Origin of the sequence: Microbacterium sp. W4I20 (assembly GCF_030816505.1) — a bacterium.
Taxonomy (GTDB): Bacteria; Actinomycetota; Actinomycetes; order Actinomycetales; family Microbacteriaceae; genus Microbacterium.
Map to the genome: position 1 here is coordinate 2,586,378 of NZ_JAUSYB010000001.1, position 21,551 is coordinate 2,607,928.

The 21,551-nt window shown below is 69.1% G+C and carries 18 protein-coding genes and 2 pseudogenes; 6 read left to right on the plus strand and 14 right to left on the minus strand.

Annotated features, from left to right (window positions below; genetic code table 11):
• Positions 1-176: 176 nt before the first annotated feature.
• From trxA to QFZ21_RS12625, 5 genes and pseudogenes are all read right to left on the minus strand, one after another.
• A complete protein-coding gene (gene trxA / locus QFZ21_RS12605) occupies positions 177-500 on the minus strand; it encodes a thioredoxin (RefSeq protein WP_116633353.1) in 324 nt (107 codons plus the stop codon).
• 67 nt (positions 501-567) lie between these two features.
• Complete coding sequence (gene trxB / locus QFZ21_RS12610) at positions 568-1,542, minus strand: thioredoxin-disulfide reductase (RefSeq protein WP_307378326.1); 975 nt, start codon at positions 1,540-1,542, stop codon at positions 568-570.
• A 103-nt stretch (positions 1,543-1,645) separates the two neighbouring features.
• Positions 1,646-2,548: pseudogene (locus tag QFZ21_RS12615) on the minus strand (lipid II flippase MurJ); the annotation flags it as partial.
• Between the two features lie 121 nt (positions 2,549-2,669).
• Positions 2,670-3,281 (minus strand): annotated as a pseudogene (locus tag QFZ21_RS12620) (lipid II flippase MurJ); the annotation flags it as partial.
• Complete coding sequence (locus QFZ21_RS12625; RefSeq protein WP_307378328.1) at positions 3,274-5,472, minus strand: DUF6049 family protein; 2,199 nt, start codon at positions 5,470-5,472, stop codon at positions 3,274-3,276. The gene QFZ21_RS12625 and the pseudogene QFZ21_RS12620, both read right to left, overlap by 8 nt.
• Positions 5,473-5,579: 107 nt before the next feature.
• Here QFZ21_RS12625 and QFZ21_RS12630 point away from each other — a divergent pair, with 107 nt between their 5' ends.
• The 3 genes from QFZ21_RS12630 to QFZ21_RS12640 are packed head-to-tail and all read left to right on the plus strand — an operon-like array spanning position 5,580 to position 10,266.
• Positions 5,580-7,187, plus strand: coding sequence for a class I SAM-dependent methyltransferase (locus tag QFZ21_RS12630; RefSeq protein ID WP_373426020.1), 1,608 nt, complete (start codon positions 5,580-5,582; stop codon positions 7,185-7,187).
• Positions 7,188-7,215: 28 nt separating this feature from the next.
• Entirely contained in the window at positions 7,216-8,271 is a 1,056-nt protein-coding gene (locus QFZ21_RS12635; protein WP_307378331.1) for an LLM class flavin-dependent oxidoreductase, read from the plus strand.
• Positions 8,272-8,319: 48 nt separating this feature from the next.
• Entirely contained in the window at positions 8,320-10,266 is a 1,947-nt protein-coding gene (locus QFZ21_RS12640) for a collagen binding domain-containing protein (RefSeq protein ID WP_307378333.1), read from the plus strand.
• A 28-nt stretch (positions 10,267-10,294) separates the two neighbouring features.
• On the opposite strand, the gene QFZ21_RS12645 is transcribed toward QFZ21_RS12640, so the two are convergent.
• Entirely contained in the window at positions 10,295-12,049 is a 1,755-nt protein-coding gene (locus QFZ21_RS12645) for an alkaline phosphatase family protein (protein WP_307378335.1), read from the minus strand.
• A 120-nt stretch (positions 12,050-12,169) separates the two neighbouring features.
• Between QFZ21_RS12645 and QFZ21_RS12650 the strand changes: the two genes are divergently transcribed.
• On the plus strand, positions 12,170-13,042 hold the full coding sequence (locus QFZ21_RS12650) for an HAD family hydrolase (protein WP_307378337.1): 873 nt from the start codon (positions 12,170-12,172) through the stop codon (positions 13,040-13,042).
• 76 nt (positions 13,043-13,118) lie between these two features.
• On the opposite strand, the gene QFZ21_RS12655 is transcribed toward QFZ21_RS12650, so the two are convergent.
• Positions 13,119-15,656: a metallophosphoesterase family protein gene (locus QFZ21_RS12655; RefSeq protein ID WP_307378339.1), complete on the minus strand. Its 2,538-nt coding sequence runs from the start codon at positions 15,654-15,656 to the stop codon at positions 13,119-13,121.
• A 164-nt stretch (positions 15,657-15,820) separates the two neighbouring features.
• On the minus strand, positions 15,821-16,219 hold the full coding sequence (locus QFZ21_RS12660) for a hypothetical protein (RefSeq protein WP_307378341.1): 399 nt from the start codon (positions 16,217-16,219) through the stop codon (positions 15,821-15,823).
• Between the two features lie 76 nt (positions 16,220-16,295).
• Here QFZ21_RS12660 and QFZ21_RS12665 point away from each other — a divergent pair, with 76 nt between their 5' ends.
• A complete protein-coding gene (locus QFZ21_RS12665) occupies positions 16,296-16,589 on the plus strand; it encodes a hypothetical protein (RefSeq protein WP_307378343.1) in 294 nt (97 codons plus the stop codon).
• Here the strand turns inward: QFZ21_RS12665 and QFZ21_RS12670 are convergent.
• Positions 16,474-17,229, minus strand: a complete 756-nt coding sequence (locus QFZ21_RS12670; protein WP_307378344.1) for an HD domain-containing protein — start codon at positions 17,227-17,229, stop codon at positions 16,474-16,476. The genes QFZ21_RS12665 and QFZ21_RS12670 overlap by 116 nt on opposite strands.
• A gap of 7 nt (positions 17,230-17,236) precedes the next feature.
• Positions 17,237-17,851 (minus strand): N-acyl homoserine lactonase family protein, encoded by a 615-nt coding sequence (locus QFZ21_RS12675; protein ID WP_307378346.1) that lies wholly within the window; start codon positions 17,849-17,851, stop codon positions 17,237-17,239.
• 80 nt (positions 17,852-17,931) lie between these two features.
• On the opposite strand from QFZ21_RS12675, the gene QFZ21_RS12680 reads away from it, so the two are divergent.
• Positions 17,932-19,359 carry a CCA tRNA nucleotidyltransferase gene (locus QFZ21_RS12680; protein WP_307378348.1) on the plus strand — a complete coding sequence of 476 codons (1,428 nt, stop codon included), beginning with the start codon at positions 17,932-17,934 and terminating at the stop codon, positions 19,357-19,359.
• 12 nt (positions 19,360-19,371) lie between these two features.
• Here the strand turns inward: QFZ21_RS12680 and QFZ21_RS12685 are convergent, their stop codons facing one another.
• From QFZ21_RS12685 to QFZ21_RS12700, 4 genes are read right to left on the minus strand one after another with little or no spacing between them, the layout of a single operon-like run.
• Positions 19,372-19,743, minus strand: a complete 372-nt coding sequence (locus tag QFZ21_RS12685) for a type II toxin-antitoxin system VapC family toxin (protein ID WP_307378350.1) — start codon at positions 19,741-19,743, stop codon at positions 19,372-19,374.
• Positions 19,744-19,750: 7 nt separating this feature from the next.
• Positions 19,751-20,101: a hypothetical protein gene (locus tag QFZ21_RS12690; RefSeq protein ID WP_307378352.1), complete on the minus strand. Its 351-nt coding sequence runs from the start codon at positions 20,099-20,101 to the stop codon at positions 19,751-19,753.
• Between the two features lie 56 nt (positions 20,102-20,157).
• Positions 20,158-20,796: an HAD family hydrolase gene (locus QFZ21_RS12695; RefSeq protein WP_307378353.1), complete on the minus strand. Its 639-nt coding sequence runs from the start codon at positions 20,794-20,796 to the stop codon at positions 20,158-20,160.
• Complete coding sequence (locus QFZ21_RS12700) at positions 20,793-21,539, minus strand: GntR family transcriptional regulator (protein ID WP_307378355.1); 747 nt, start codon at positions 21,537-21,539, stop codon at positions 20,793-20,795. The genes QFZ21_RS12695 and QFZ21_RS12700 overlap by 4 nt, the downstream gene beginning before the upstream one ends.
• Between the last annotated feature and the right edge of the window lie 12 nt (positions 21,540-21,551).

The window sequence follows — 21,551 nt, forward strand, 5'->3', positions numbered from 1 at the left end:
CGCAGGGTGTTCCCCGAACGAGCATCGGGAGGGGCCCGCGAAGCGGGAGGGTCCCCGTTCCGCGAGTGAGGGGAACATCCGGAGCCCGGAACCACCAGAAGAAACAACACAGGAGCACGCAGAAAAGGCCGCCACCCCCGAAACGGAGGTGACGGCCTTCTCAGGGTCTCAGAGGATCAGCCGATGAATGCGGCGAGGTCCTTCTCGAGGGCGAACTTGGGCTTGGCGCCGATGATGGTCGTCTTGACCTCACCGCCGTCGAACACCTTCATCGCCGGGATCGACGTGATCTGGTACTTCATCGCCAGCTCGGGGTTCTCATCCACGTTGAGCTTGAGGATGGTGATCTTGTCGGGGTTCTCGGACTGGATCTCGTCCAGAACCGGGGCGACCATGCGACAGGGACCACACCACTCGGCCCAGAAGTCCACCAGCACGGGACCGTCGGCCTGCAGAACGTCCTGTTCCCAGGTCGCCTGGCTCGTTGCCTTTGCACTCATCAGAGTTCTCCTTGATTCGAGGTTCGTCAGCTATAACAGCCGACGGGGTGAAAGTGTTCCCGCGCGCCTACGCGGTGAGGATCTCGGCGGCCTCCGCGGCCGGGAACTCGACGGAGGCGTCTTCCAGATCCGCAAGGAAGTGCTCCGCGTCGAGCGCGGCGATCGTGCCCGTGCCGGCGGCCGTGATGGCCTGACGGTAGGTGGGGTCGATCACGTCGCCGGCGGCGAACACACCGGGGACCGACGTGACCGAGGAGCGGCCGTCGACCCAGATCGTGCCTTCGGCGGTGAGCTTCAGCTTGTCGTGCACGAGGTGCGTGCGCGGGTCGTTGCCGATGGCGATGAACAGGCCGTCGAGCGGGAGCTCGCTGAGCGTGCCGTCGACCGTGTTGCGCAGCTGCACACCGGTCACCGCGTCGCCGCCGAGGACCTGGGCGACCTCGCTGTTCCACACGAACTCGATCTTCTCGTTCGCGAAGGCGCGCTCCTGCATGATCTTCGAGGCGCGCAGGGTCTCCTTGCGGTGGATCACGTAGACCTTGTCGGCGAAGCGCGTCAGGAACGTGGCCTCTTCCATGGCGGAGTCGCCGCCGCCGACGACCGCGATCGTCTTCTGGCGGAAGAAGAACCCGTCGCAGGTGGCACACCAGGAGACGCCGTAGCCGGAGAGGCGCTCTTCGCCCTCGATGCCGAGCTTGCGGTAGGCGGAGCCGGTGGCGTAGATCAGCGTCTGCGTCTCGTGCACCGCGCCGCTGCCGAGCGTGACCGTCTTGACGGGTCCGTCGAGCTGCAGGTCGGTGACGTCGTCGTAGAGCACCTCGGTGCCGAACTTCTCGGCCTGCTCCTGGAACTTCGCCATGAGCTCAGGGCCCATGATGCCCTCGGGGAAGCCCGGGTAGTTCTCGACCTCGGTGGTGTTCATCAGCTCGCCGCCGACCTCGACGGAGCTCGCGATGAGCAGCGGCTTGAGGTTCGCGCGCGCGGCGTAGATGGCGGCCGTGAATCCGGCGGGGCCGGAACCGATGATGATGACCTGACGCATGTGCTCTCCGTCGTAGAAAAATGGATGCCGTCGAAAGACGTTCCGACTGGTTCAACCCATGGTAACCGCGCGGCATTCCCTGAGCTGAGAGCGCGCGGCGCGCTCAGCGACCGGGCAGGAATCTCCGCACCAGGGAACCTGCGACCCTGAGCTCGGGGGCGCGCAGCAGGGCGAGGATGCCGAGGTACACGACGACCACGACGAGGCCGATGACCGCGGTGCCGATCGCGCCGAGCAGCTGGCCGGCCAGCATCCACCCGTCGATCCCTCCGCTGAGGAGATAGACGCCCCAGCCGGCGAACCCTGCCGGGATCGCTGCGAGGGCGAAGCGGCCGATCGCCGCCATCCACGAGCCGATCTGCAGCCCACCGATCTTCCGGTGCAGCAGGAAGGCGGCCACGATCGTCTGCAGGATGCTGGCGATGGACTGCCCCAGTGCGACCGCGGCCGCCAGGAGACCGAGCGGGATGACGCCGGCCTCGAACAGAGCCCAGGAGGCGAGGGCCGTGGCCACGATCAGCGCGCACTGGAACATCGTGAACCAGAACGGCGTGCGCGTGTCGTCGTAGGCGTAGAAGGTGCGCTGCACGATGAAGAGGATCGTCAGCGGGACGAGTCCGAGGAGGTAGCAGAGCAGGACGACGGCCGCGGACTGCGCGGCCGCCTCGGCTGTCACGAACTCCGTGGCCTTCGAGAACACGCGCGACGCGGGAACAGCAGCGGCCGCGACGGCGGCGACGGCCGCCGCGATGAAGAAGAGAAGGGTGCGGATGCTGCGCGCGATGTCGGCTCGCACCTCGTCATGCCGTCCGGCAGCGGCGTGCTCGCTGATCTGCGTGAAGTAGGGCGTTCCGATCGACAGCACGATGACCGAATAGGGGAGCATGAAGATCAGCCAGGCGTTGCCGGTCACCGTGGCGGAGGCGTCGCTGCCGGCGGCCGCGCTGATGACGAATCCCTGCAGCACACCGGCCGCGAGACTCGCGAACGCCATCAGGAATGTCCAGCCGGCGAGGCGGCCGACGTTGCCGAGCCCGACTCCGCGCCAGCGGAAGTCCGGCTTGAGGGCGAGACCTGTGGCGCCGCCAGAAGATCAGCAGCACGACGGCCTGGAGGGCGATCCCGAGCGTCGCCGTGCCGCCCAGCAGCGCGATCATCGACGGGGTCCATTCGGACGCGCGCGAAGGTACGGGGCCGAAGAGCGCGCCGAGTGCGAGGAACCCGGCGATCGAGACGATGTTGTTGACGACCGGCGCCCAGGTGAACGGTCCGAAGATGCGGCGTGCGTTCAGTGCTTCGCCGAGCAGGGCGTACAGACCGTAGAGGAGGATCTGCGGGAGGCACCAGTAGGCCAGGGCGGTCGCGAGTGCCAGGAGACCGGGCTTCGCCTGCCCGGCCACCAGCTGAACGAGCCAGGGCGCACACGCGGTGGCGAGGGCGGTGAGCACGACGAGCACCACGGTGCCGAGCGTGAAGAGCTTCGAGATGAAGGCGTTCCCGCCGTCGGTATCCACCGTCGCCTTCACGATCTGCGGCACGATCACCGCGGTGAGAATACCCACCGAGATGAGGGAGAAGACGCTGTTCGGAAGCTGATTCGCGTAGGTGAACGCGTCGGCGGCATCGGAGCCGATCGCCCCGAGGACCCCGACCAGCACGATGCTGCGCAGCAGTCCGGTGACGCGCGAGACGAGCGTGCCGGCGCCGATGACGGCGCTCGCGCGCCCGAGGCTACTCACCTCGTCCGTCCTTCGGCTCGAATGCCTCCGGTGCGAGCGCTGCTCTGATCGCCTCTGCTTCGGCCGCGTCGTGATCGGATCCGAGAGCGGCCGCCTCGGCCGCCTCGCGGCGTCGGCGCAGCACCGTGCGGACGACACCGAGACCGATGAGCAGCACGATGAGGGTGCCGAGGATGGTGAGCCCAATGGCCTCCCAGTCGGCGCGCACGGCCACCCGGAGGGTCTGATCGTCTTGGATCAGCACACCGGTCGGGCTGTGCAGGCCGAGTCGCAGGTCGACTTCGCCGCTGCCGACGCGAGCCGATACCGGCACCTTGACGATGATCGTGGTGTTCGCCTGCACCACCGTGTCGACCAGCGGCTTCACGTCGAGCCGGGGGTCGGTGGGACGCACCGAGAGCTTCACGTTCACCGGCCAGGGCAGGTCGTTGCGCACCCGGATCGGCAGATCGGTGTTGGCCGAGATCAGCTGGATCGTGCTCGAGGGCGGGATGCTCACTGCACCGAGCGTCTCGCGGGTCTGAGCCTGGTGGGCGAGGATGTTCTTCGCGCGGTCCTCCGGGGTCGTGCCGACGGCGAGGATGCGCAGGATCTGGATGCGCTCCCGGCTCAGCAGGTCCTGAGGCTCGGTGAGGATGCTCGCGAAGGCTCCGAGGGTCTGCTCATCGCTCAGGAGGCCGCTCAGCGGAGCGGCAGCCGGCGCCTCGGCGTCGACCGAGAGCTTCGCCGCCACGGGCTTCGTCGACCGCACGGCCGACAGCTCGAAACCGATCGAATCGGCCGCCGAGATCACTTCGCGCAGGGCGTCGGACGTCCGGTTCTCGTCGCGGTCGAGACCGATCAGCAGCGGCGCCCCCGGCGTTCTGCTCGATGCGAGGTACAGATGCGCGGCGGCCTCGTTGAGCAGCCGCTGGCGGGCGAACGGGTCGGACTCGGCCGCGGCATCGGACAGGGCAGCGGATGCTGCGGCATCGGTCACCAGCAGATCCTGGTCCGCGGTGGTCGCGTGAGCCGCGCTCCGACCCCCGACGGCTGTCGACGAGACGATGGTCGTCGTGCCCTCACCGAGGTAGCCCGCGAACGCGGCGAGGTTCTCGGCGGTGACATCGGTGCGAGGCCACAGCATGCGCGGAAGCGCACCCTCGATGTCGGTGAGGTCCTCATCGTCGGGGAGTGCGGGCGTCTCCGTGGCAGCGGGCGTGGGGTCGGCCGTGCCGTTCGGGTCCTCGGTCGGCTCGGTGGGTACGCGAGTCAACGGGAAGTTCGTCGGCTCCAGGAACGGGGAGAGTGTCGTCGGTCCCAGCAGCTCGGGCAACTGCGCCTGAGCCTGCACCGTGGCATCCGCGTCTCCGAACTGCAGCGCGAACCGGGTGTTCGGCAGGTCATCCAGACGCTCGAGCCACTCGGTGGCCTGCTCCGGTGCGGCCGATCCGAGCACGCGGATCGCCGCAGGGATGGAGGGGTCGATGGCCAGTACGGCCGTGGTGCCGGCGACCCCGTCGAGTTGGGCGGTCAGCGCGCCTTCGGGCGAGGTGAGCGCGGTGAGCTCGTCGGCGGTGAGCAGCACGCCGTCCGCAGGTGTCGCCGTGATCGGTACGAGCACGCCGACCTGCGTGGTCCGTGCGGCGGTCACGACCAGCACGCTCGTGGCCGTGGCGTCTCGGGCGACCGTCTCATCGGCTGAGGGGCCGCCGGTCGTCGCTCCCGTCAGTTCTGCGCGCAGCGGATAGACCCCCGGTGCGAGGGCGCCGAGAGTCTCCTCGGGCACATAGACCGTGGTGGTGGCGGATTCGCCGCCCTCGATGGACTCTGTGCTTTCGGAGCCGAGTGTCGTGAAGGTCCCCGGCGCCTCCTCGTCGTCGAGCCAGCTCGAGACCGCGGCCTCGTCGGCGAGCGGGGTGCGGCTGATCTGCACCTGGACGCGTCCGTCGGACAGCGGCGAGTCGGTGGCGTTCTGCACCGTCAGGATGGCCGACATCGATGCGCCGGGAGCGATCGTGCCGCGGAGCCCCGCGGACACGTGCAGCTCGACGGTCTTCCCGTCATCGTCCGCCGGCGGCGTCTCCTCTGCGGAGGCAACCGTGGGAACCCCGGAACCCGCGATGCTCAGCACGATCGCGAAAACGGCCGTTCGACGTACGAGCCGCTGCAGGCGCGCACGGAAGCCGGTTTCGGGGGGTTTCACGGACATGAAGGTCTTCCTCGAACGCCTCGGACCGAGGCTGCTCGTGAGTACTGACCTTGCGATTCTAGGAGGCGCAGGGAAGGAGAACCCTGAAGACGCGTAGAGTGACGGCCGTGTCCGACCACCCCGTACCCGTCCCCGACGCGCGGAACTGCGCTGCGCTCGCCGCCGACCTCGATGCGGCAGACCTCCGATCCGAGCCGCTGCGTCGGCTGTGGGGCGAAGAAGCCGATGATGCTCTGCCCCGCGGCATGCGGGAGCCGATCCTGCGCGCGATCTCCGGGGACTCCGGAGTTCTCGCGACACTCGGACGCCTTCTCGTGCTCGGGATGCCACAACCCCGGGCGGCGGTCGCCGATGCCCTGCCGCGTCTCGGCGTCGACGGGCTCGTGGCTCTCGGGCTCGCCACCGACGACGGCACCGCTGTGACGCCGACCGCATTGCTGCGCCCGCAGTCGTTCGTCGATGCGGAGGGCGTCGGGGAGTGGTGGATCGCCAGCGACCTCGACGAGGTGGCGCTCGACGGCCCGCTGCCGGCCGACCACGTGCTCGGCGTCGGAGGTGCTTCGCGCACCCTCGCCGAGACGATCGTGCCGCGCGAGGTCGGTCGCGCACTCGACCTCGGCACGGGGTGCGGCATCCAGGCTCTTCTCGTCTCGCGCTGGGCGGGCACGGTGGTCGCGACCGACATCTCGGCCCGTGCTCTGGCGTTCGCCGAGGTGAACGCGCGCGTCAACGGCGTGGGGAACATCGAGTTCCGTCAGGGCAGCATGTTCGAGCCGGTGGAGGGGGAAGCGTTCGATCTGATCGTCTCGAACCCGCCGTTCGTCATCACCCCGCGGGTCGACGGCGTGCCCGCATACGAGTATCGCGACGGCGGGATGGTGGGGGATGCTCTCGTCGAGCAGTTCCTGCGTACCGCTCCAGCCCACCTCACGGTCGGCGGCATCGCCCAGCTGCTCGGCAACTGGGAGTCGCGCGCCGGGGTCACCGGGCTCGCCCGTGTGCAGGCCTGGGTTCCGGCGGACCTCGACCTGTGGGTGATCGAGCGCGAGGAGCTGACGCCCCTCGGCTATGCGGAGCTGTGGATCCGCGACGGCGGCACCACCCCGCGCGACCCGGGGTTCACTCCGCTCCTCACTGCCTGGCTCGACGACTTCGCCGATCGCGGGGTCTCGTCGATCGGCTTCGGGTACGTGCTGCTGCGGCGCCCTTCGTCAGGCTCAGGGACCGGAGGGGTCGGTTCAGGGACCGGAGGGGACGGTTCAGGGACCGGAGGGGTCGGTTCAGGGCCCGGAGGGGACGGTTCAGGGACCGGCGACCGGACCGCACCGCTCCGTCGCATCGAGAAGGTGCCGCAGCCGGTGTCGAACGTCGGTGCGGCGCTGGGCACCGGACTGGCCGCCCACGACCTCCTGGCGGCGGGGCTGCCGGCGATCCTGCTCACCGCCCCCGACGTCACCGAAGCGCGCCACCTGCTTCCCGGCAACGATGACCCGAGCGTGATCGAGTTGCGCCAGGGCGGCGGCTTCGCGCGCACGATGAACGTCGATCCCGCGCTCGCCGCATTCGTCGGGGCGTGCGACGGCGAGCTCACGGTCGGCCAGATCGCCGCGGCCCTCGCCGACCTCTTCGAGGTGCCGCTGCGTGAGCTGTGGGCGGAGCTCGAGCCGCGCATCCGCTCGTTGGTCTTCGATGGCCTTCTCGTGCCGGGGGAATAGGCGCAGCATCCATGCGTTGGAATACATCATGAAGGCTTTCGGATTCCTCTCCTTCGGGCACTACGCAGATGTGCCCGGCTCGTCGACCCGCACGGCGGGGGACATGCTGAAGCAGACGATCGAGATCGCGGAGGGTGCCGACGAGATCGGCGTCAACGGCGCCTCGGTGCGCGTGCATCACTGGGCACGCCAGGCCGCGTCCCCGATGCCGCTGCTGTCGGCGATGGCTGCGCGCACGAAGCGCATCGAGGTGGGCACCGGCGTGATCGACATGCGCTACGAGAACCCGCTGCAGTTCGCCGAGGAGGCCGCCGCGCTGGACTACATCGCCGACGGACGCATCGCGCTCGGCGTGAGCCGCGGTTCACCCGAGACGGCGCTGCGCGGCTACGAGACCTTCGGCTACGTCGACGAGGAGGACCCGGAGCGCGGCAGCGTGCTGGCCCGAGAGAAGTTCGACATCTTCCTGCGCGCGATCGAGGGCGAGCGTCTGGCCCCCGGCGACCCGCGCATGGTGGGCGAAGGCCGGTACCTCGCGATCGAGCCGCAGTCACCGACACTCCGCGATCACATCTGGTGGGGATCGGGGTCGCGCGCGACCGCCGAGGAGACCGGACGCAAGGGACTCAACCTGATGAGCTCGACGCTCATCACCGAGGCGACCGGACAGCCTTTCCACCAGCTGCAGCGCGAGCAGATCGATCTGTTCCGCGGCGCCTACAAGGAGGCGGGCCACACCGGCACGCCGCGCGTCTCGGTCAGCCGCAGCGTCTTCCCGCTGATCTCCGACATGGACCGGGCCTACTTCGGGCTGCGCAGCGAGGAGAACGGCGACCAGATCGGCATCATCGACGGGTTCCGTTCCACGTTCGGCAAGACCTACGCCGCCGAGCCCGACGTGCTGATCGAACAGCTGAAGCAGGATGAGGCCGTGATGTCGGCCGACACCCTGCTGCTCACCATTCCGAACCAGCTCGGACCCGCGTACAACCTGCACGTCCTGGAGTCCTTCGCGACCCACGTCGCGCCGGCGCTCGGGTGGAAGCCGAACACGGAAGGCCCCGTTCAGGGGTCCGCGATCTGAGCCGAAGGTCCTCTTCACCGGCATCCGATATACCGGTACTCTGACCGCATGCGTGCGCCTCGGAGCGGAATCCTCGCGGGAATGATCGTCCTCGTCGTCGTGCTCGTCGGCGCCGTGCCGGCGGCTGCGGCGACGGTGAACTCGTGGGCCACTTGGCAGCCCCTGGCCGGCGCGGGCGGGGCGTACACGACGACGGTCCAGGTGGCCGCGCAGCCGGCCGTCACCGCGACGATGACCAGCGATTCCCGTGGCGGCGGGCCCGCTGTGATCACCGGTGCCTCGACCTGGCTGTCGGAGGGCACCCCGATCGGCGCGAAGTACGGTTCGAGCCGCGACCAGCCCTACCTGAACCTGCGACCGAAGGCCGACAACGCCACCAGCCCTTCCACGACGACCTACTCGTTCGCCGACCCCACGCCCTCGTCGGGGTGGGCCTTCGCCCTCGGCGACATCGATGCGGATGCCGTGCGCATCCAGGCCATCGGTCCCGACGGGCAGGCGCTCGACGCGACGGAGCTCGGCTTCCAGGGCGGCTTCAACTACTGCGCCCCGGGTGTCGCCGGCAAGCCGTCGTGCACCGGCGTCGCCACCGACGTGCCGGGCTGGGATCCCGCGACCCTGACCCTCACCGGGAACGCGGCCGCCGCGGACACGAGCGGATCCGCCGCCTGGTTCGAGCCGGCCGCGCCGATCAGTTCGCTCACCTTCTTCTTCACCCGCCGGGCCGGGTTCCCCGTCTACCAGACCTGGTTCGTCTCGCAGGCCCGCGACATCACCGGCTCGGTGGTCGACGTCGTGGACGGACCGCTGACCGGCGTCGGGCTCACGCTCGTCGACGGCAATGGCACGGTCGTCGGCACGACGACCACCGCCGCCGACGGCTCGTACTCCTTCCCGGGTTACGTCGCGACCGACGGCTACGTCGTGCGGGTCGCCCCGCCGACCGGCAAGATCTCGACCGGCGCGACCAGCGTCGCGGTCGATCTGACGACCGCCGACGCGGTCGCCGACTTCACGGTGCGCGACATCGTCCCGGTGGCCGTCTCCGGGCGGGTGCTCGATGACGACGGCGACCCCGTGCCCGGCGTCACCGTGACGATCGACGGACAGACGACCACGACGGATGCCGCCGGCGACTACCTCTTCGACTCGATCCCGGTCGGCACCCACACGGCCATGATCACCGCGCCTTCGGGCTACACGATCACCTCGACCCCGCCCGACTTCACGATCCCGGCGGGCAGTGAGGATCCGATCGAGAACGTCGACTTCGTGGTCGCCGAGAGTCCGACGCTGAGCGGCTCGGTCACCTCGAACGGCTCCGGCATCCCGGGAGTCACCGTCACCGCCACTGGGCCGGGCGGACCGATCACCGCCGTCACGAACGGCAATGGCGACTACTCGTTCCCGCGGCTGCCGGCCGGAGACTACGACATCACCATCACGGCTCCTCCCGGCTACGTCGCCGCGGGTCCGCTCACCCGGCAGGAGCAGGTCGCAGCGGATGACGTCGCCGACGTCGACTTCGCCCTCGCGCGGCTGGGGGCCTTCGACGGCACGGTGCGCACCGACGACGGAGACCCGATCGCCGGGGTCGTCGTGCAGGTCGACGGACCAGGAGGCACGCAGCAGCTGACCTCCGACGCCGATGGAGCCTTCGGGCTCGGAGCACTGCCGCCCGGCACCTACACGCTGACCGTCGTGCCGCCGAGCGGCAGCCTGGTCGTGGGAGCCGCGACCAGGACCGTCGTGATCACCGCCGCCGGTGAGTCGGTGGTCGAGCAGGACTTCGCGCTCGCCGCCGCCGTCGTCGTTCCGCCGGACCCCGACCCTGATCCCGATCCCGATCCGGACCCGCCGGTCGGCGGCGGAGGCACACTGCCGGGTACCGGGCTCGGTCCGGAGACGCTCGCCTGGGCCGCGGGCGGTGCGGCCGTGCTCGTCGTCGGCGCGACCCTGCTGATCGTCGCCCGCCGGCGCGCGCCGAAGGAGTAGGACCGGGAGCGCTCGTCGAAGGAGTGAGTCACCCCTTCGACGGGCCGAACAACCCTTCGCCGTGCTCGTGCAGCAGCCGATACGCGTCGGCGAACGTCTCGGGCTCGGGTTCGCCGGGCTTGCCGTAGCGGGCGATGAGCAGACCCAGGAGGCCGCGTGCCGGCGGTGTCAGCGGCTTCAAGCGAGCGGCATCCCCGGGGTGGGGTGCAGCCTGCTCGGGATTCGGGGGCGTGTAGGCCGGTGTGGTGACGGGCCAGTCGGACGGATGCCGCGGCTGGTCGAGGTTCACGACGTTCATCAGCGTGTTGGCGGACTGGTCGCGGTCGTTCAGCGGCTCGAGTCCGTGCAGGCGCGACAGCGTCGCGGTCACCGATCCGTGGTGCATCTCGTCGTGGATGATCGTTCCGCGCCTCGTGTAGGCCGACACGGCGATGGCGGGCACGCGGCATCCGAGCCTGTCGAAGGTGAACCCCATCTCGCCAGCGCCGCTGTCGGGCGTCGGTCTCGTCGCGGCGGGAGGCGGCACATGGTCGTAGCATCCGCCGTGCTCGTCGAAGGTGATGAGCAGCAGGGTGTTCACGGCATTCGACCCGTCAGGAGTGGCGCTCGTGCGCACCGCTTCGTAGATGTCGTGGATCAGCCGGTCGCCCGCGCGGACGTCGGACACCGCGCTGTCGAAGATCTCCTCGCTGTTATCGGCGCTCTCGCGCACGGCCCCGAACGGCGGATGGAAGTCGTTGTGGTCGTAGACCATCCGCGGCTCGATGAACGCGTACGCCGGGAGCGTGCCTGCCTTCGCCTCGGCGTAGAAGTCCTCCATGGTGCCGAAGTGCTCGGTGCGCCAGTACTTCTCGAGCACTGCTGCATGCAGCATCCCGGTGAACGAGACGAGTTGAAGCTTGTCGAGGTAGATCTTCCAGCTGAGCTTCTTGTCTTCGAGTCGGTTGAAGACGGTCGGTGCGGCAGGGGCGTCGAGCCATTTTCGGTAGCCGTCGCCACCCTGATTCGTCACGAAGCCGTGCGAGGTCGACGCGTGGAAGAAGGAGCGGTTGCAGAACGTCTGTGACGGCACCCCCGCATACCAGTGGTCGAACACCGCGAACTCGGCGGCGAGCGTCGACAGCACCGGCAGCATGTCGGGCGAGAACGAGCCCATGATGTGCCGTGCCTCCTCCGTCGACGGCGGGGCGCCCCGGCGCAGACGGCGGAAGTTGATGATGTAGTCCTCGAGGAACCCCGACATCGTCGCCTTCTCGCCGTGGACCGGGGCGTTGAAAGGGGACGTCATCTGGTCGACGAAGAGGTCGGCGTTGGTCTTCGGATCCACCGTGCCGAAGATCTGCGTGTTCACGTGCGGGTACTCCTCGCCCGGATCCGGGTCGGGGAGGCTCATGATGCGGTCGGTGTCGCCCTGGTAGATGTGAGCGTCCACGACCGTGCCGTCGGATGCCGTATTGCTGTGGTCGCCGAAGGCCAGGCCGTCGAAGGTCTCGCCCTCGGGCAGAGTGTCCTTCGAGTACAGGTAGCCGAGCAGGTTGTCGAAGGAGCGGTTCTCGCCCATCACCACGACGACGTGGTCGAAGCCCGGCTCGCTGCGCGGAGTGAGCGCGGCGAACGGATCAGCATCCGTCGCGAATCCGTCACGCGCACCCGCCGCGATCGTCGCGCCGATCGCGGCACCGCCCGCTCCGCCCACCACCGCGCCGGCCAACGCGGCGCCACCCATCTTGAGAAAACCTCGGCGGGACGTGTCGGGAATGGAAGGAGCGTCGTCGTCGGCCACGAGGCCGATCCTACGACTGCGGTCGTCCTGGAGCGACTGGGTTGAGGGACAGCAGAGGCTTGCGTCGATGTCGCTGCCTCCGCCTATCATTTCTCACGACCCACCGATGGGGGAGCCACCATGTCCGACGACGACGTCATCCACGCCGCCGACGTGCGCGGGACGACCGCGCCCGCACACCGCAGGAACCCGGAGGAGTGGCTCGTCGCGATCGACCTCGACGGCACCACGATCGATGAGGGAGGGCGGGCGAGCGCCGCGGTCAAGGCGCAGTTGCGTCGGGTCGAACGCGCCGGTCATCACCTGCTCGTCGCGACCGGACGGTCTGCGGCGACGACGCTGTCGGTGCTCGACCACATCGAGGCGTGGCCCGAGTACGTCGTGTGCTCGAACGGCGGAATGGTCCTGCAACGTGATCCCGGCGAGGCGAGCGGCTACCGCCGGCTGCGCGTCGCGGGGTTCGAGGCCGCGCCTGTGCTGCACGCCGTTCGTCGGCACCTCCCCGATGCTCTCGTCGCGGTCGAGGACGAGCGCGGCGCCTACCGCTTCACGCATCCGTTCCCCTCGGAGACGACCGTGCCGGATGTCGAGCAGGCCATCGTGCCGTTCGAGACCCTGGTCGAAGGGAGGGCGGTCCGGGTCGTGGCGATCGCGCCGACGGCCGAGATCGACGGCTTCCGCCGGACCGTCGAGCAGATGGACCTCCGGGGCGTGACGTTCTCGCTCGGGTGGACGGCCTGGCTCGACATCGCGGCAGAGGGCATCACGAAGGCGACGGCGGCCGAAGAGCTGCGCGGGGTGCTCGGCTTCAGCCGCGACCGGGTGATGGCCGTCGGCGACGGCTTCAACGACATAGAGCTGCTCACCTGGGCGAGCGCGCACGGCCGCGGCGTGGCGATGGGGCACGCGCCGGAGGAGCTCATCGTCACGGCATCCGAGGTCACCGGCACGATCGCCGAAGACGGACTCGCGCAGGTGCTCGCCACCCTGTGAAGTCCTGAGCGTCTGACGCACGAAGGCGCCGCCGGAGCCGAAGCCCCGACGGCGTCTTCCTGATGAATGCTGCGGACTACTCGGCGTGCTGCCGACGACGGCGCAGCACGACGAGGCCGAGGCCCAGTGCGAGCAGCACCACGGCCGCGATCACGTACGGGGTGCTGTCGGCACCCGTCGTCGCGAGGTCGCCGTCGGACGCGCCGCCGGTGCCGTCACCCGGGGTGACCGCTCCGCCACCCGACGTTGCCGCCGTGACCGTCAGCGAGGCCGTGACCTCGGTGCCGTCCGCGAGGATCACCGCGAGGGTGTGCTTTCCGGCGGGCGTGGCCGCCGGGATCGTGACGCTGCGCGAGAACGCACCGGCACCATCCGCGGTGACCGTACCCAGCTGCACCGGGTCGGACCGCAGCTCGAGGCGTGCCTCGGCCTTGGCCTCGAAGCCGGTGCCCGAGACGGTGACCTTGCCGCCGGCCTGGACGGATGCCGCGCTCAGCGCGACCTCGGCCGGAACCTCGGGCTCGGTGACCGGAGGCGTGACGCCGGCCTCGGTGACCCACTTCTCACCGGCATCCGACTTGGTGATGGTGAAGGTGTCGTAGACCGCGCCGACGGGAAGGTCGGTCGTGGCATCCGGCTGCTTCTCGGCGAGGTACGAGCGGTAGACGAGCTGACCGTGTGAGACGTCGATCACCTGGTACGTGGTGACGCCCTGACCGCGCAGCACCTGGGTGGCGCCGTTGTTGGTCCAGACGTTCTTCTCGGGGGTCTCGAGCTCGTAGTGCTTCGCGCCCGAGTTCGACACGACGTACACCGGGCCGGTCGTGAGACCGGGGGTCTCGGTGGCGTCGGTGTTCACGTAGCCGCGGGCGTACGTGTGGTCGTGGCCCATGAGCACCAGGTCGATGTCGTTGCGCTGGAAGACCGGAACCCAGTCGGCGCGCAGCTTCGGCTCGTCGCGACCCTCGGATGCCGAGAACACCGGCTGGTGGAACGTGACGACGTTCCACTTCGACGGGCTGTTCTGCAGGAGCAGGTCGAGCCAGGCGCCCTGGAAGCGGATCCACAGCTCCTCGCCCTTGGTGATCGGGCAGTCGTCACCCGTGCACGAGGGGAGTGCCGGCGGCGTGAGGAAGGTCGCATCGCGCGTCGCGTTCAGCGTGATGAAGCGCACGTCCTGGTAGTCGGTGTAGTACGCGGTCTCGGCGGCGAACTTGCTCCAGTGGTCGAAGAGCGAGCGGTACTGCGCCGCGACCTCGGTGTCACCCTTCGCCAGGTCGGCCAGTTCGCCGATCGAGGAGGTCGACGGGTTGTTGCGCGGATACTCGAAGGCGGCCTTCCAGGCGGTGAGCAGCTTATCGCCCGAGTACTCGTGGTTGCCGGGGGCGGCCATCACGTTGGTGCGCGTGGCGGAGTCCTCCATGCCCTTGAACCAGTTGAGCCACTCGTTCTCGTTGCTCGACGTGTTGATCAGGTCGCCCGCGTGCACGGAACCGATCGAGCGGGGAGCGTTGGCCTCGGCCTGCTTGACCACGCTCGGCCAGGTGGTGTCGAGGCCGATCTGCGCGTCGCCGTAGTACACGAACTGGAAGTCGGTCGCCTTCGGGTCGGCCGTCGTGAACTCGAACCAGTCGCTCCAGCTGCCGGGCAGGCCGACGCGGTAGCGGTAGTCGGTCGCGGCGATGAGGCCGGTCACGGTGGCGGAGAAGTGGTGGTTCGGGTTGCCGTTCACCACGCCCGCGTCGTACGCGTCGACGGTGCGGCTCTCGCCACCCGCGGCCGGCGCGATCTCGACCTGACCGATCGTGTGCGAGGCGTCACCGGCGAGCCAGGAGAACGACTGCGAGATCTCGGGCTTCTCGGTCGGCGTCAGGATGACGCGGGTCGGGGGCGCGACGACCGGGGTGCCGGGGTCGGAGGCCTTGACCAGGGTCAGCGACGACATGTCGAAGTAGATGTCGGAGCTGCTCTCGCGGTCCTGGTGCAGCGCGACGGCGATCGTGTTCGTGCCGTCCTTGAGCACGTCGCCCTCGGCCGAGATGGTGCTCGTCAGCGGGTCGCCGTTCGAGTCGCCGGCGTACTCGACGTTCTGCGTGTCGGTGATGCGGCCGTCGACGTAGCGCGCGACCTCCGTGCCGTTGATCCACACCACGAGCGCGTCGTCGTAGGTGACCGTGCTCGCCAGCGACGCGACCTGGTCGGCCACGCCTGCGCCGAGCTCGAACGTCGTGCGGAAGAAGTACGTCGGCACCGTCGGGGCCTTGGTGCCGTCGAGGTAGTGGTTCAGGAGAGTCTTCGGCGTGACGGGGCCGACCGCGCCGAGCTTGCCGTTCTTCACACCGAACGAACCGGGGGCCGTCTTCCAGGCGCTGTCATCGTAGGCGGGCAGCGTCCAGTCGCGGAGGGCCGCGGGCTTCGGCGACGGGTCGGAGCCGTCATCCAGGTAGTGCCAGGCGGTGTCGCCGGTGATCAGTGATCCGGTCGGCACCTCGGGCGCAGCATCCGGTGCGGCGAATGCCGCGGGGGCGACGACGGCGCCGCCGAGCAGGGCGAGCAGCGCGACGGACGTCAGTCCGCGACGACGCCACCGCACCGCAGGGGTGGGGGAGGTCATGTGAGTCCTTTGTGGGGTGGGGGTTCGTGCTCAGCCGCACGTGGCCCTCACAGACCATCGAAACCGGATGACCGCAGGCTGACGCCGAGGCGTCGGGGAGATGAACAGAGCGGATGCCGCGGGCTCCGGGTTGCTTCGGGCAGCTGCGAGGTGCCGCCGCTCGTCTACTCCGGCTGCGTGTCGGTGACCGTGTCGATGGAGGCGGTGCCTTCGACATCGGTGGCCGAGCATCCGTCCGTCTGGTCGCTGTACCCGCCGCCCCCGGTCACGCGATCTCCGACGCGCACGGCGCCGAAACCCTCCACCTCCACCGACTGCTCGTCCGGCCCGAGCGTGGAACCGTAGGGCCACTCGATGAGCCAACGCTCTCCGTCGGCCGACAGGATGAAGCAGTCGCCCTCCACACTCACGACGCCGTCGATCAGAGCTTCCCTCACCGCTTCCGGGCGCGAATCGGCCGTGAGCAGCCCAGGATTCGGCGACGTCTGCGCTGCGGGCGCGCATCCCGCCAGCAGCACCGCGAGCCCGCAGAAGAGGAGGACGCTCGTCCGGCCAGATCTCATGCGGCCGAGTCTAGGGGCGCCCACGCGCGCGGCATCGGTTCGCGCGTCGCCATCCCCCGACCGCTAACTTGGGCTCATGACCTACGCCGGTGACCCCTCGATCGATGCGCGCGTCCGAGAGGTCGTCGCGGATTACGGCCGTCGGCAGACGCGGCTGTTCCTGATGTTCGCGCTGATCGAGGGCGTGGTGCTGGCTGCGCTGGCCATCGTCATCTACGGCTTCGCGCTGATCGAGCCCGAGATCGGCATCTGGTTCATCGTGGCCGTCGCCGCGATCGGCGGGTTCCTGCTGAGCATGGCGCTGGTGCGGATGATCCAGGCGCGGACCCGGGCCATCGCCCAGGCGAAGGGTGAGAACCCGCTGTTCTGAGTGAGCCCGCGGCGGGCCCGCTCAGTCCGGCGAAACCCGGCGACCGCTCCAGCGGGTGATTCGCCAGCTTGCCCACGACGCCGCCCTCGACCAGCCGATGCGCGGACGTGTGCGGCTTGCGCGCCGCCTGATCCACGACGCCGTCCCCGAACTCGCGTGCGAGTTCCAATCGCGGATACTCAGCCAGCACCTCCTGGATGAACTCGGCAGGGAGCACGTCTGCCCGCGCGCCGGAGATGTCGAGCGCGGTGCCGATCTCGAGCAGGTAGCCCTCGGCATCCATCGCGGGATCGACCGAAGGCCAGTTGTGGCGGACGATGACCTCGAGCGCCCGCTGACTCCGCGCAGCATCCCACCCCGCGCCGGTCGTGAGGGCGACAGCGACGTGCCCGCCAGCCTCTTCGTACGAGATCTGGACGTTGTCGAACTCGGGCACGATGCCGATGTCGTGCAGCAGCGCCGACACGTAGAGCAGTTCGTGGTCGATATCGCTGCGCTCTTCGGCGACCGCGAAGGCCTCGGCCCACAGCCACGACCGCACCACGTGATTCTGCATCGACTCGGAGTGATACCGCTCGGCCAGCGCCCGTGCCGCGTGAGCGGCGGGCGTCTCGGGAGGCGTGAAGGTGTTCAGCTGCATGATGACGTCAATCCTCGCTCGTCCAGGCGGTGTGCTCGTGACTGATCCAGACGTGCTCCGGATGCAGCGACAGGATCAGCCGCTGGCCTTCGGTCTGCGGGTCTTCGAGTTCGCCGAACCACACTGCGGTGTCTCCTGCGATGATCGTCGGCCTCTCGCCGGTGTCGACGACGACGATCTGCGAGCCGCGGGTGTGGCCGGGAGCGGGAACAAGGCGCACCCCGGGAAGCAGTTCGTGCTCTCCGTCCACCGGCACGTAGTTCACCCCGGGCGGATCGACCCACTCCCGGATCGTGTAGTCGTCAAGGGTGCGAGCATCGTCGAGTTCCTGGCGCTGGACGTAGATCGGAGTGCCGGGGAGGAGGTGATTGCCGCCGCAGTGATCGAAGTGCAGATGGGTGTTGACGACGAAGTCGACGCTCGCGAGATCGAGATCCTGCGTGTCGAGCGGATACGGCCGCGGCTCGAGGTCGGCTGTGGCGGGATGGGCCTCGGTGAAACCGGTGTCGACGAGGACCCTGCCCTCGGGATGCTCGATGAGGTGTACGTAGACCGGCATCGGTTTCCCGTCGGCGCTCAGGTCGCCGACATGAATGGGCGTGATTCGGATCGCTGCGGGCACAGGATCGAATCTAGGCTCACGTCGGGTCGGGGGGAAGGGGCGAAGACGGCCGCGGCATCCGTCCCGGTACGCTGGAACCCATGCTCAACATGGCCGACGGCCTCGTCCGTCTCGGTGCGCTCGCCGAGAATCCGGTCGTCCGCACCCTCGCCACTGCCTTCGCCGATGCCGGGTTCGACCTCGCCGTCGTGGGCGGACCGGTGCGCGATGCGCTGCTCGGACGCGAGACGCACGACCTCGACTTCACGACGAATGCCTCGCCCGACGAGATCCTGAAGATCGTCAAGCCGATCGCGACCGCGCACTGGGACATCGGCCGCGCATTCGGCACCATCGGCGCGCGCGTGCAGGGCGAGCAGGTCGAGATCACGACCTACCGCGCCGACAGCTACGACGGCGTGACCCGCAAGCCGACCGTCGAGTTCGGCGACTCGATCGAGGGCGACCTCGTGCGCCGCGACTTCACCGTGAACGCGATGGCATTGCAGGTGCCGTCGACGAAGCTCGTCGACCCGACCGGCGGCGTGGAAGACCTCATCGCCGGGGTGCTTCGCACGCCCGCGGATCCCGCCATCTCCTTCGGCGACGACCCGCTCCGGATGCTGCGGGCCGCCCGCTTCAGCGCCCAGCTCGGCTTCCGCGTCGACGACGACACGTTCGACGCGATCGAGCAATTGCGCGGCACTCTCGGCATCGTCAGCCCGGAGCGCGTGCAGTCCGAGCTCGTGCGCCTCATGCAGACCGACGACCCGGTGCGCGGCATCCGCGTGCTCGTCGAGTCCAGGCTCATCGACGAGTTCCTCCCGGAGGTCAGTGCGCTGCGCCTCGAGGTCGACGAGCACCACCACCATAAAGACGTTTACGAGCACTCGCTCACGGTGCTCAGCCAGGCCATCGAGCTCGAGCACTCCCGGCACCCGGGTGCCGCGCCCGACGTGCCGCTGCGCATCGCCGCGCTGCTGCACGACATCGGCAAACCCCGAACCCGCAAGCTCGAAGACGGCGGAGTGGTCACGTTCCACCACCACGACGTCGTCGGTTCGCGTATGGCGCGCAAGCGTCTGCAGGCGCTGCGCTTCGACACGGCGACGACGGATGCCGTCGCCACCCTCGTCGAGCTGCACCTGCGGTTCTTCGGCTACGCCGAGGGGACATGGACGGATGCCGCGGTGCGCCGCTACGTGCGCGATGCCGGCGACCTGCTCGAGCGCCTGCACATCCTCACCCGCGCCGACGTCACGACCCGCAACAAGCGCAAGGCCGGGCGTCTCGCCGGCGCCTACGACGACATCGAGTCGCGCATCGCGGCCCTCCGCGAGCAGGAGGAGCTCGACTCCATCCGCCCCGAGGTCGACGGCAACCGCATCCAGGAGGTGCTGGGCATCAAGCCGGGCCGCGAGGTCGGCGAGGCCTACCGCTTCCTGCTGGACCTGCGCCTCGACGAGGGCGTGCTGGGTGCCGAGGCCGCGGAGCAGCGGCTGCGCGAATGGTGGGCAGCGCGGGGCTGACGCGGAGCCCGTTCAGCGCCGCTCGGGCACGACGATCTCAACTTCGTCGGCGACGAGCTCGAAGTCTTTCGCGTTGAACGTGACGAGTTTTGCGCCCAGGGCATTCGCGTGGCCGGCCAGCATGATGTCGGTGCTCCGAGCGTGGGATGCGCGCCGTGTCGCCACACGGGCGGCAAGACGAGCGTAAGACTCGGCAGCGTTCTGATCGAAGGACAACCACGGCGTTGGGAACATCGCGTTCACCCGCGCAAGATCTGCCACCCTCCGGCGTCGCGCCCGGGCGTCGATTGCTCCTTCGACGCCGAAGCGCAACTCCGCGTAGGTGAGTGCGCTCAAGACGACGTCCTCCGACGGCAGGCGCACGTCCTTGATCTGGATGAGCACGTTCGTGTCAAGCAGAAGCATTTCGCTCCCAGGGGTCCTGGATTCGGTAGTCGAAGATCGGATTCTCGCGCTCCGCGCGCAGCTCTTCCACCCACTCCGCCGCCGCCTGCTTCTCTTCCTCAGATGCCGGATTGGCGTCGACCCACGCCATGATCTCTTCCGCCGGAACGGACCAGCGCCTCGGCGGCGGCAGCCGTCGTACGAGGTCGCTCTCGATACCGCTCGCGTCGTTCTCCTGCACCAACTGGATCAGCGCCTCGCGCGCCTCCGCCTCCATGGAGCGGGAGTTGCGCCGTGCGCGCTCTTTGAGTGCGGCCACCACCTCGTCGCTCAGGTTCCGGATCGTCACCGTCGCCATACTGCACCTCCTTGACAGCACAATGCTAGCAATCCGCATCAACCCGGAACAGAGCTTCAGCCGAGCCGCCGGAATCGTATTCCGGCATACCCGAACGCCGTCACCGAACGTCGCGAGGGCCCGACGAGAACGACATCACGGGCGAGCTCCGCCAGCGGTAGATCACTCGCCGAGTCCGTGTAGAAGCGTCCGATGCGTCCGGTCGGGTGCGCGGCCCGGAAGGCGAAGGCCTTCCGACGTCCGACGTTATGCGACCGGAACCTCGGCCCGGCCGGCATGAACACGAACTCCGACGCGTGCACCTCCGCTCCGCGCACGCCGATCTCCTTCAGGAACCGCTGCGCGAGGAACCTCTCGGTCGCCGTGGTCACCAGGCACGCCCCGGCGACGTTCGCCGCGCGCGCTGCGTTCACGATCTCGGCGGCCGTGTTGCCACGTCGTGCCGCGAGCCGCCGAGCCGTGCGCTCGGCCAACCGCCGGTACTCGTCCTCCGGCATCCCCCTCAGCGCGATGTGCACGACGGCGCGATTGCACCGGGGCCGCAGATCCCCCGCAGTGCTGGCGAGCCCTGCGACCGCTGCAAGGATGCCGACCGGCAGCACCAGCCATGGTCGTCGTCGTAGCCGAGCTAAGACGAGGGTCGCCATCGTGTCGGCGCGACTGAGCACGCCGTCGAGGTCGAACACGGTGATCACTCGTCGTCCACGGTCCGCTCGATCAGCAGCGAGACGCGGTCGGAGCGGTAGACGTCGAGGGCGTACTCGACGCACGCGCCCGAGTCGACGAACGTACGCCGCGTCAGCTGAAGGCCGCCTGCCGCCTGACGGGATCCCAGGTGCGCACTGGTCTCCGCATCGAGTACGACGACCTCGAGTTCCGCCGAGGTGCGAGCGATCCGAAGATCGAACCGCCGGCGGATCTCGCCCCACAGCGACCCCGTGAGATCCCCTTCGAGGAGCCCCGGCACCAGATCGGCCCGATAGTACGTGGTCTCCAGCGCGAGCGGCTCATCGTCGGACCGCCGAAGTCGCTGCAGGGCGTAGACCAGATGCCCGGGGGAGACGTCGAGACCCGCGGCGACCTCGGCATCGGCCGGGCGCTCCTCGGCCCAGAAGAGCTCGGCGCCGGGGTTCCGCCCGGCGCGGGCGACCTCCTGCGAGAAGGAACCGAGCCGCAGCTGCACGCGGGGCGCCGAGACGAAGGTGCCGCGAGTCGCGTCACGGTGCACGCGCCCGTCCTGCTCCAGCACACCGAGGGCGCGGCGCAGGGTCATGCGGCTCACGCCGAGTTCGACGCACAGGTCACGCTCCGGGGGGAGCGGCGTCTCGAGCGGGAACTCGCCCGCCTCGATCCGGGTGCGGAGCTCAGCGGCGATCCGGAGATAGGCGGGCTCGGCGGATTTCGACGGTGTTACATCTTCCGCGGCATCCTTCGTCACTCTTGACACGCT

Coding starts and splice junctions, on each gene's coding strand:
- QFZ21_RS12650 (WP_307378337.1), top strand. CDS start 12,170: ATGTCCGACGACGACGTCATCCACGCCGCCGACGTGCGCGGGACGACC.
- QFZ21_RS12680 (WP_307378348.1), top strand. CDS start 17,932: ATGCTCAACATGGCCGACGGCCTCGTCCGTCTCGGTGCGCTCGCCGAG.
- QFZ21_RS12660 (WP_307378341.1), bottom strand. CDS start 16,219: ATGAGATCTGGCCGGACGAGCGTCCTCCTCTTCTGCGGGCTCGCGGTG.
- trxB (WP_307378326.1), bottom strand. CDS start 1,542: ATGCGTCAGGTCATCATCATCGGTTCCGGCCCCGCCGGATTCACGGCC.
- QFZ21_RS12640 (WP_307378333.1), top strand. CDS start 8,320: ATGCGTGCGCCTCGGAGCGGAATCCTCGCGGGAATGATCGTCCTCGTC.
- QFZ21_RS12655 (WP_307378339.1), bottom strand. CDS start 15,656: ATGACCTCCCCCACCCCTGCGGTGCGGTGGCGTCGTCGCGGACTGACG.
- QFZ21_RS12625 (WP_307378328.1), bottom strand. CDS start 5,472: ATGTCCGTGAAACCCCCCGAAACCGGCTTCCGTGCGCGCCTGCAGCGG.
- QFZ21_RS12665 (WP_307378343.1), top strand. CDS start 16,296: ATGACCTACGCCGGTGACCCCTCGATCGATGCGCGCGTCCGAGAGGTC.
- QFZ21_RS12690 (WP_307378352.1), bottom strand. CDS start 20,101: ATGGCGACGGTGACGATCCGGAACCTGAGCGACGAGGTGGTGGCCGCA.
- QFZ21_RS12635 (WP_307378331.1), top strand. CDS start 7,216: ATGAAGGCTTTCGGATTCCTCTCCTTCGGGCACTACGCAGATGTGCCC.
- trxA (WP_116633353.1), bottom strand. CDS start 500: ATGAGTGCAAAGGCAACGAGCCAGGCGACCTGGGAACAGGACGTTCTG.
- QFZ21_RS12670 (WP_307378344.1), bottom strand. CDS start 17,229: ATGCAGCTGAACACCTTCACGCCTCCCGAGACGCCCGCCGCTCACGCG.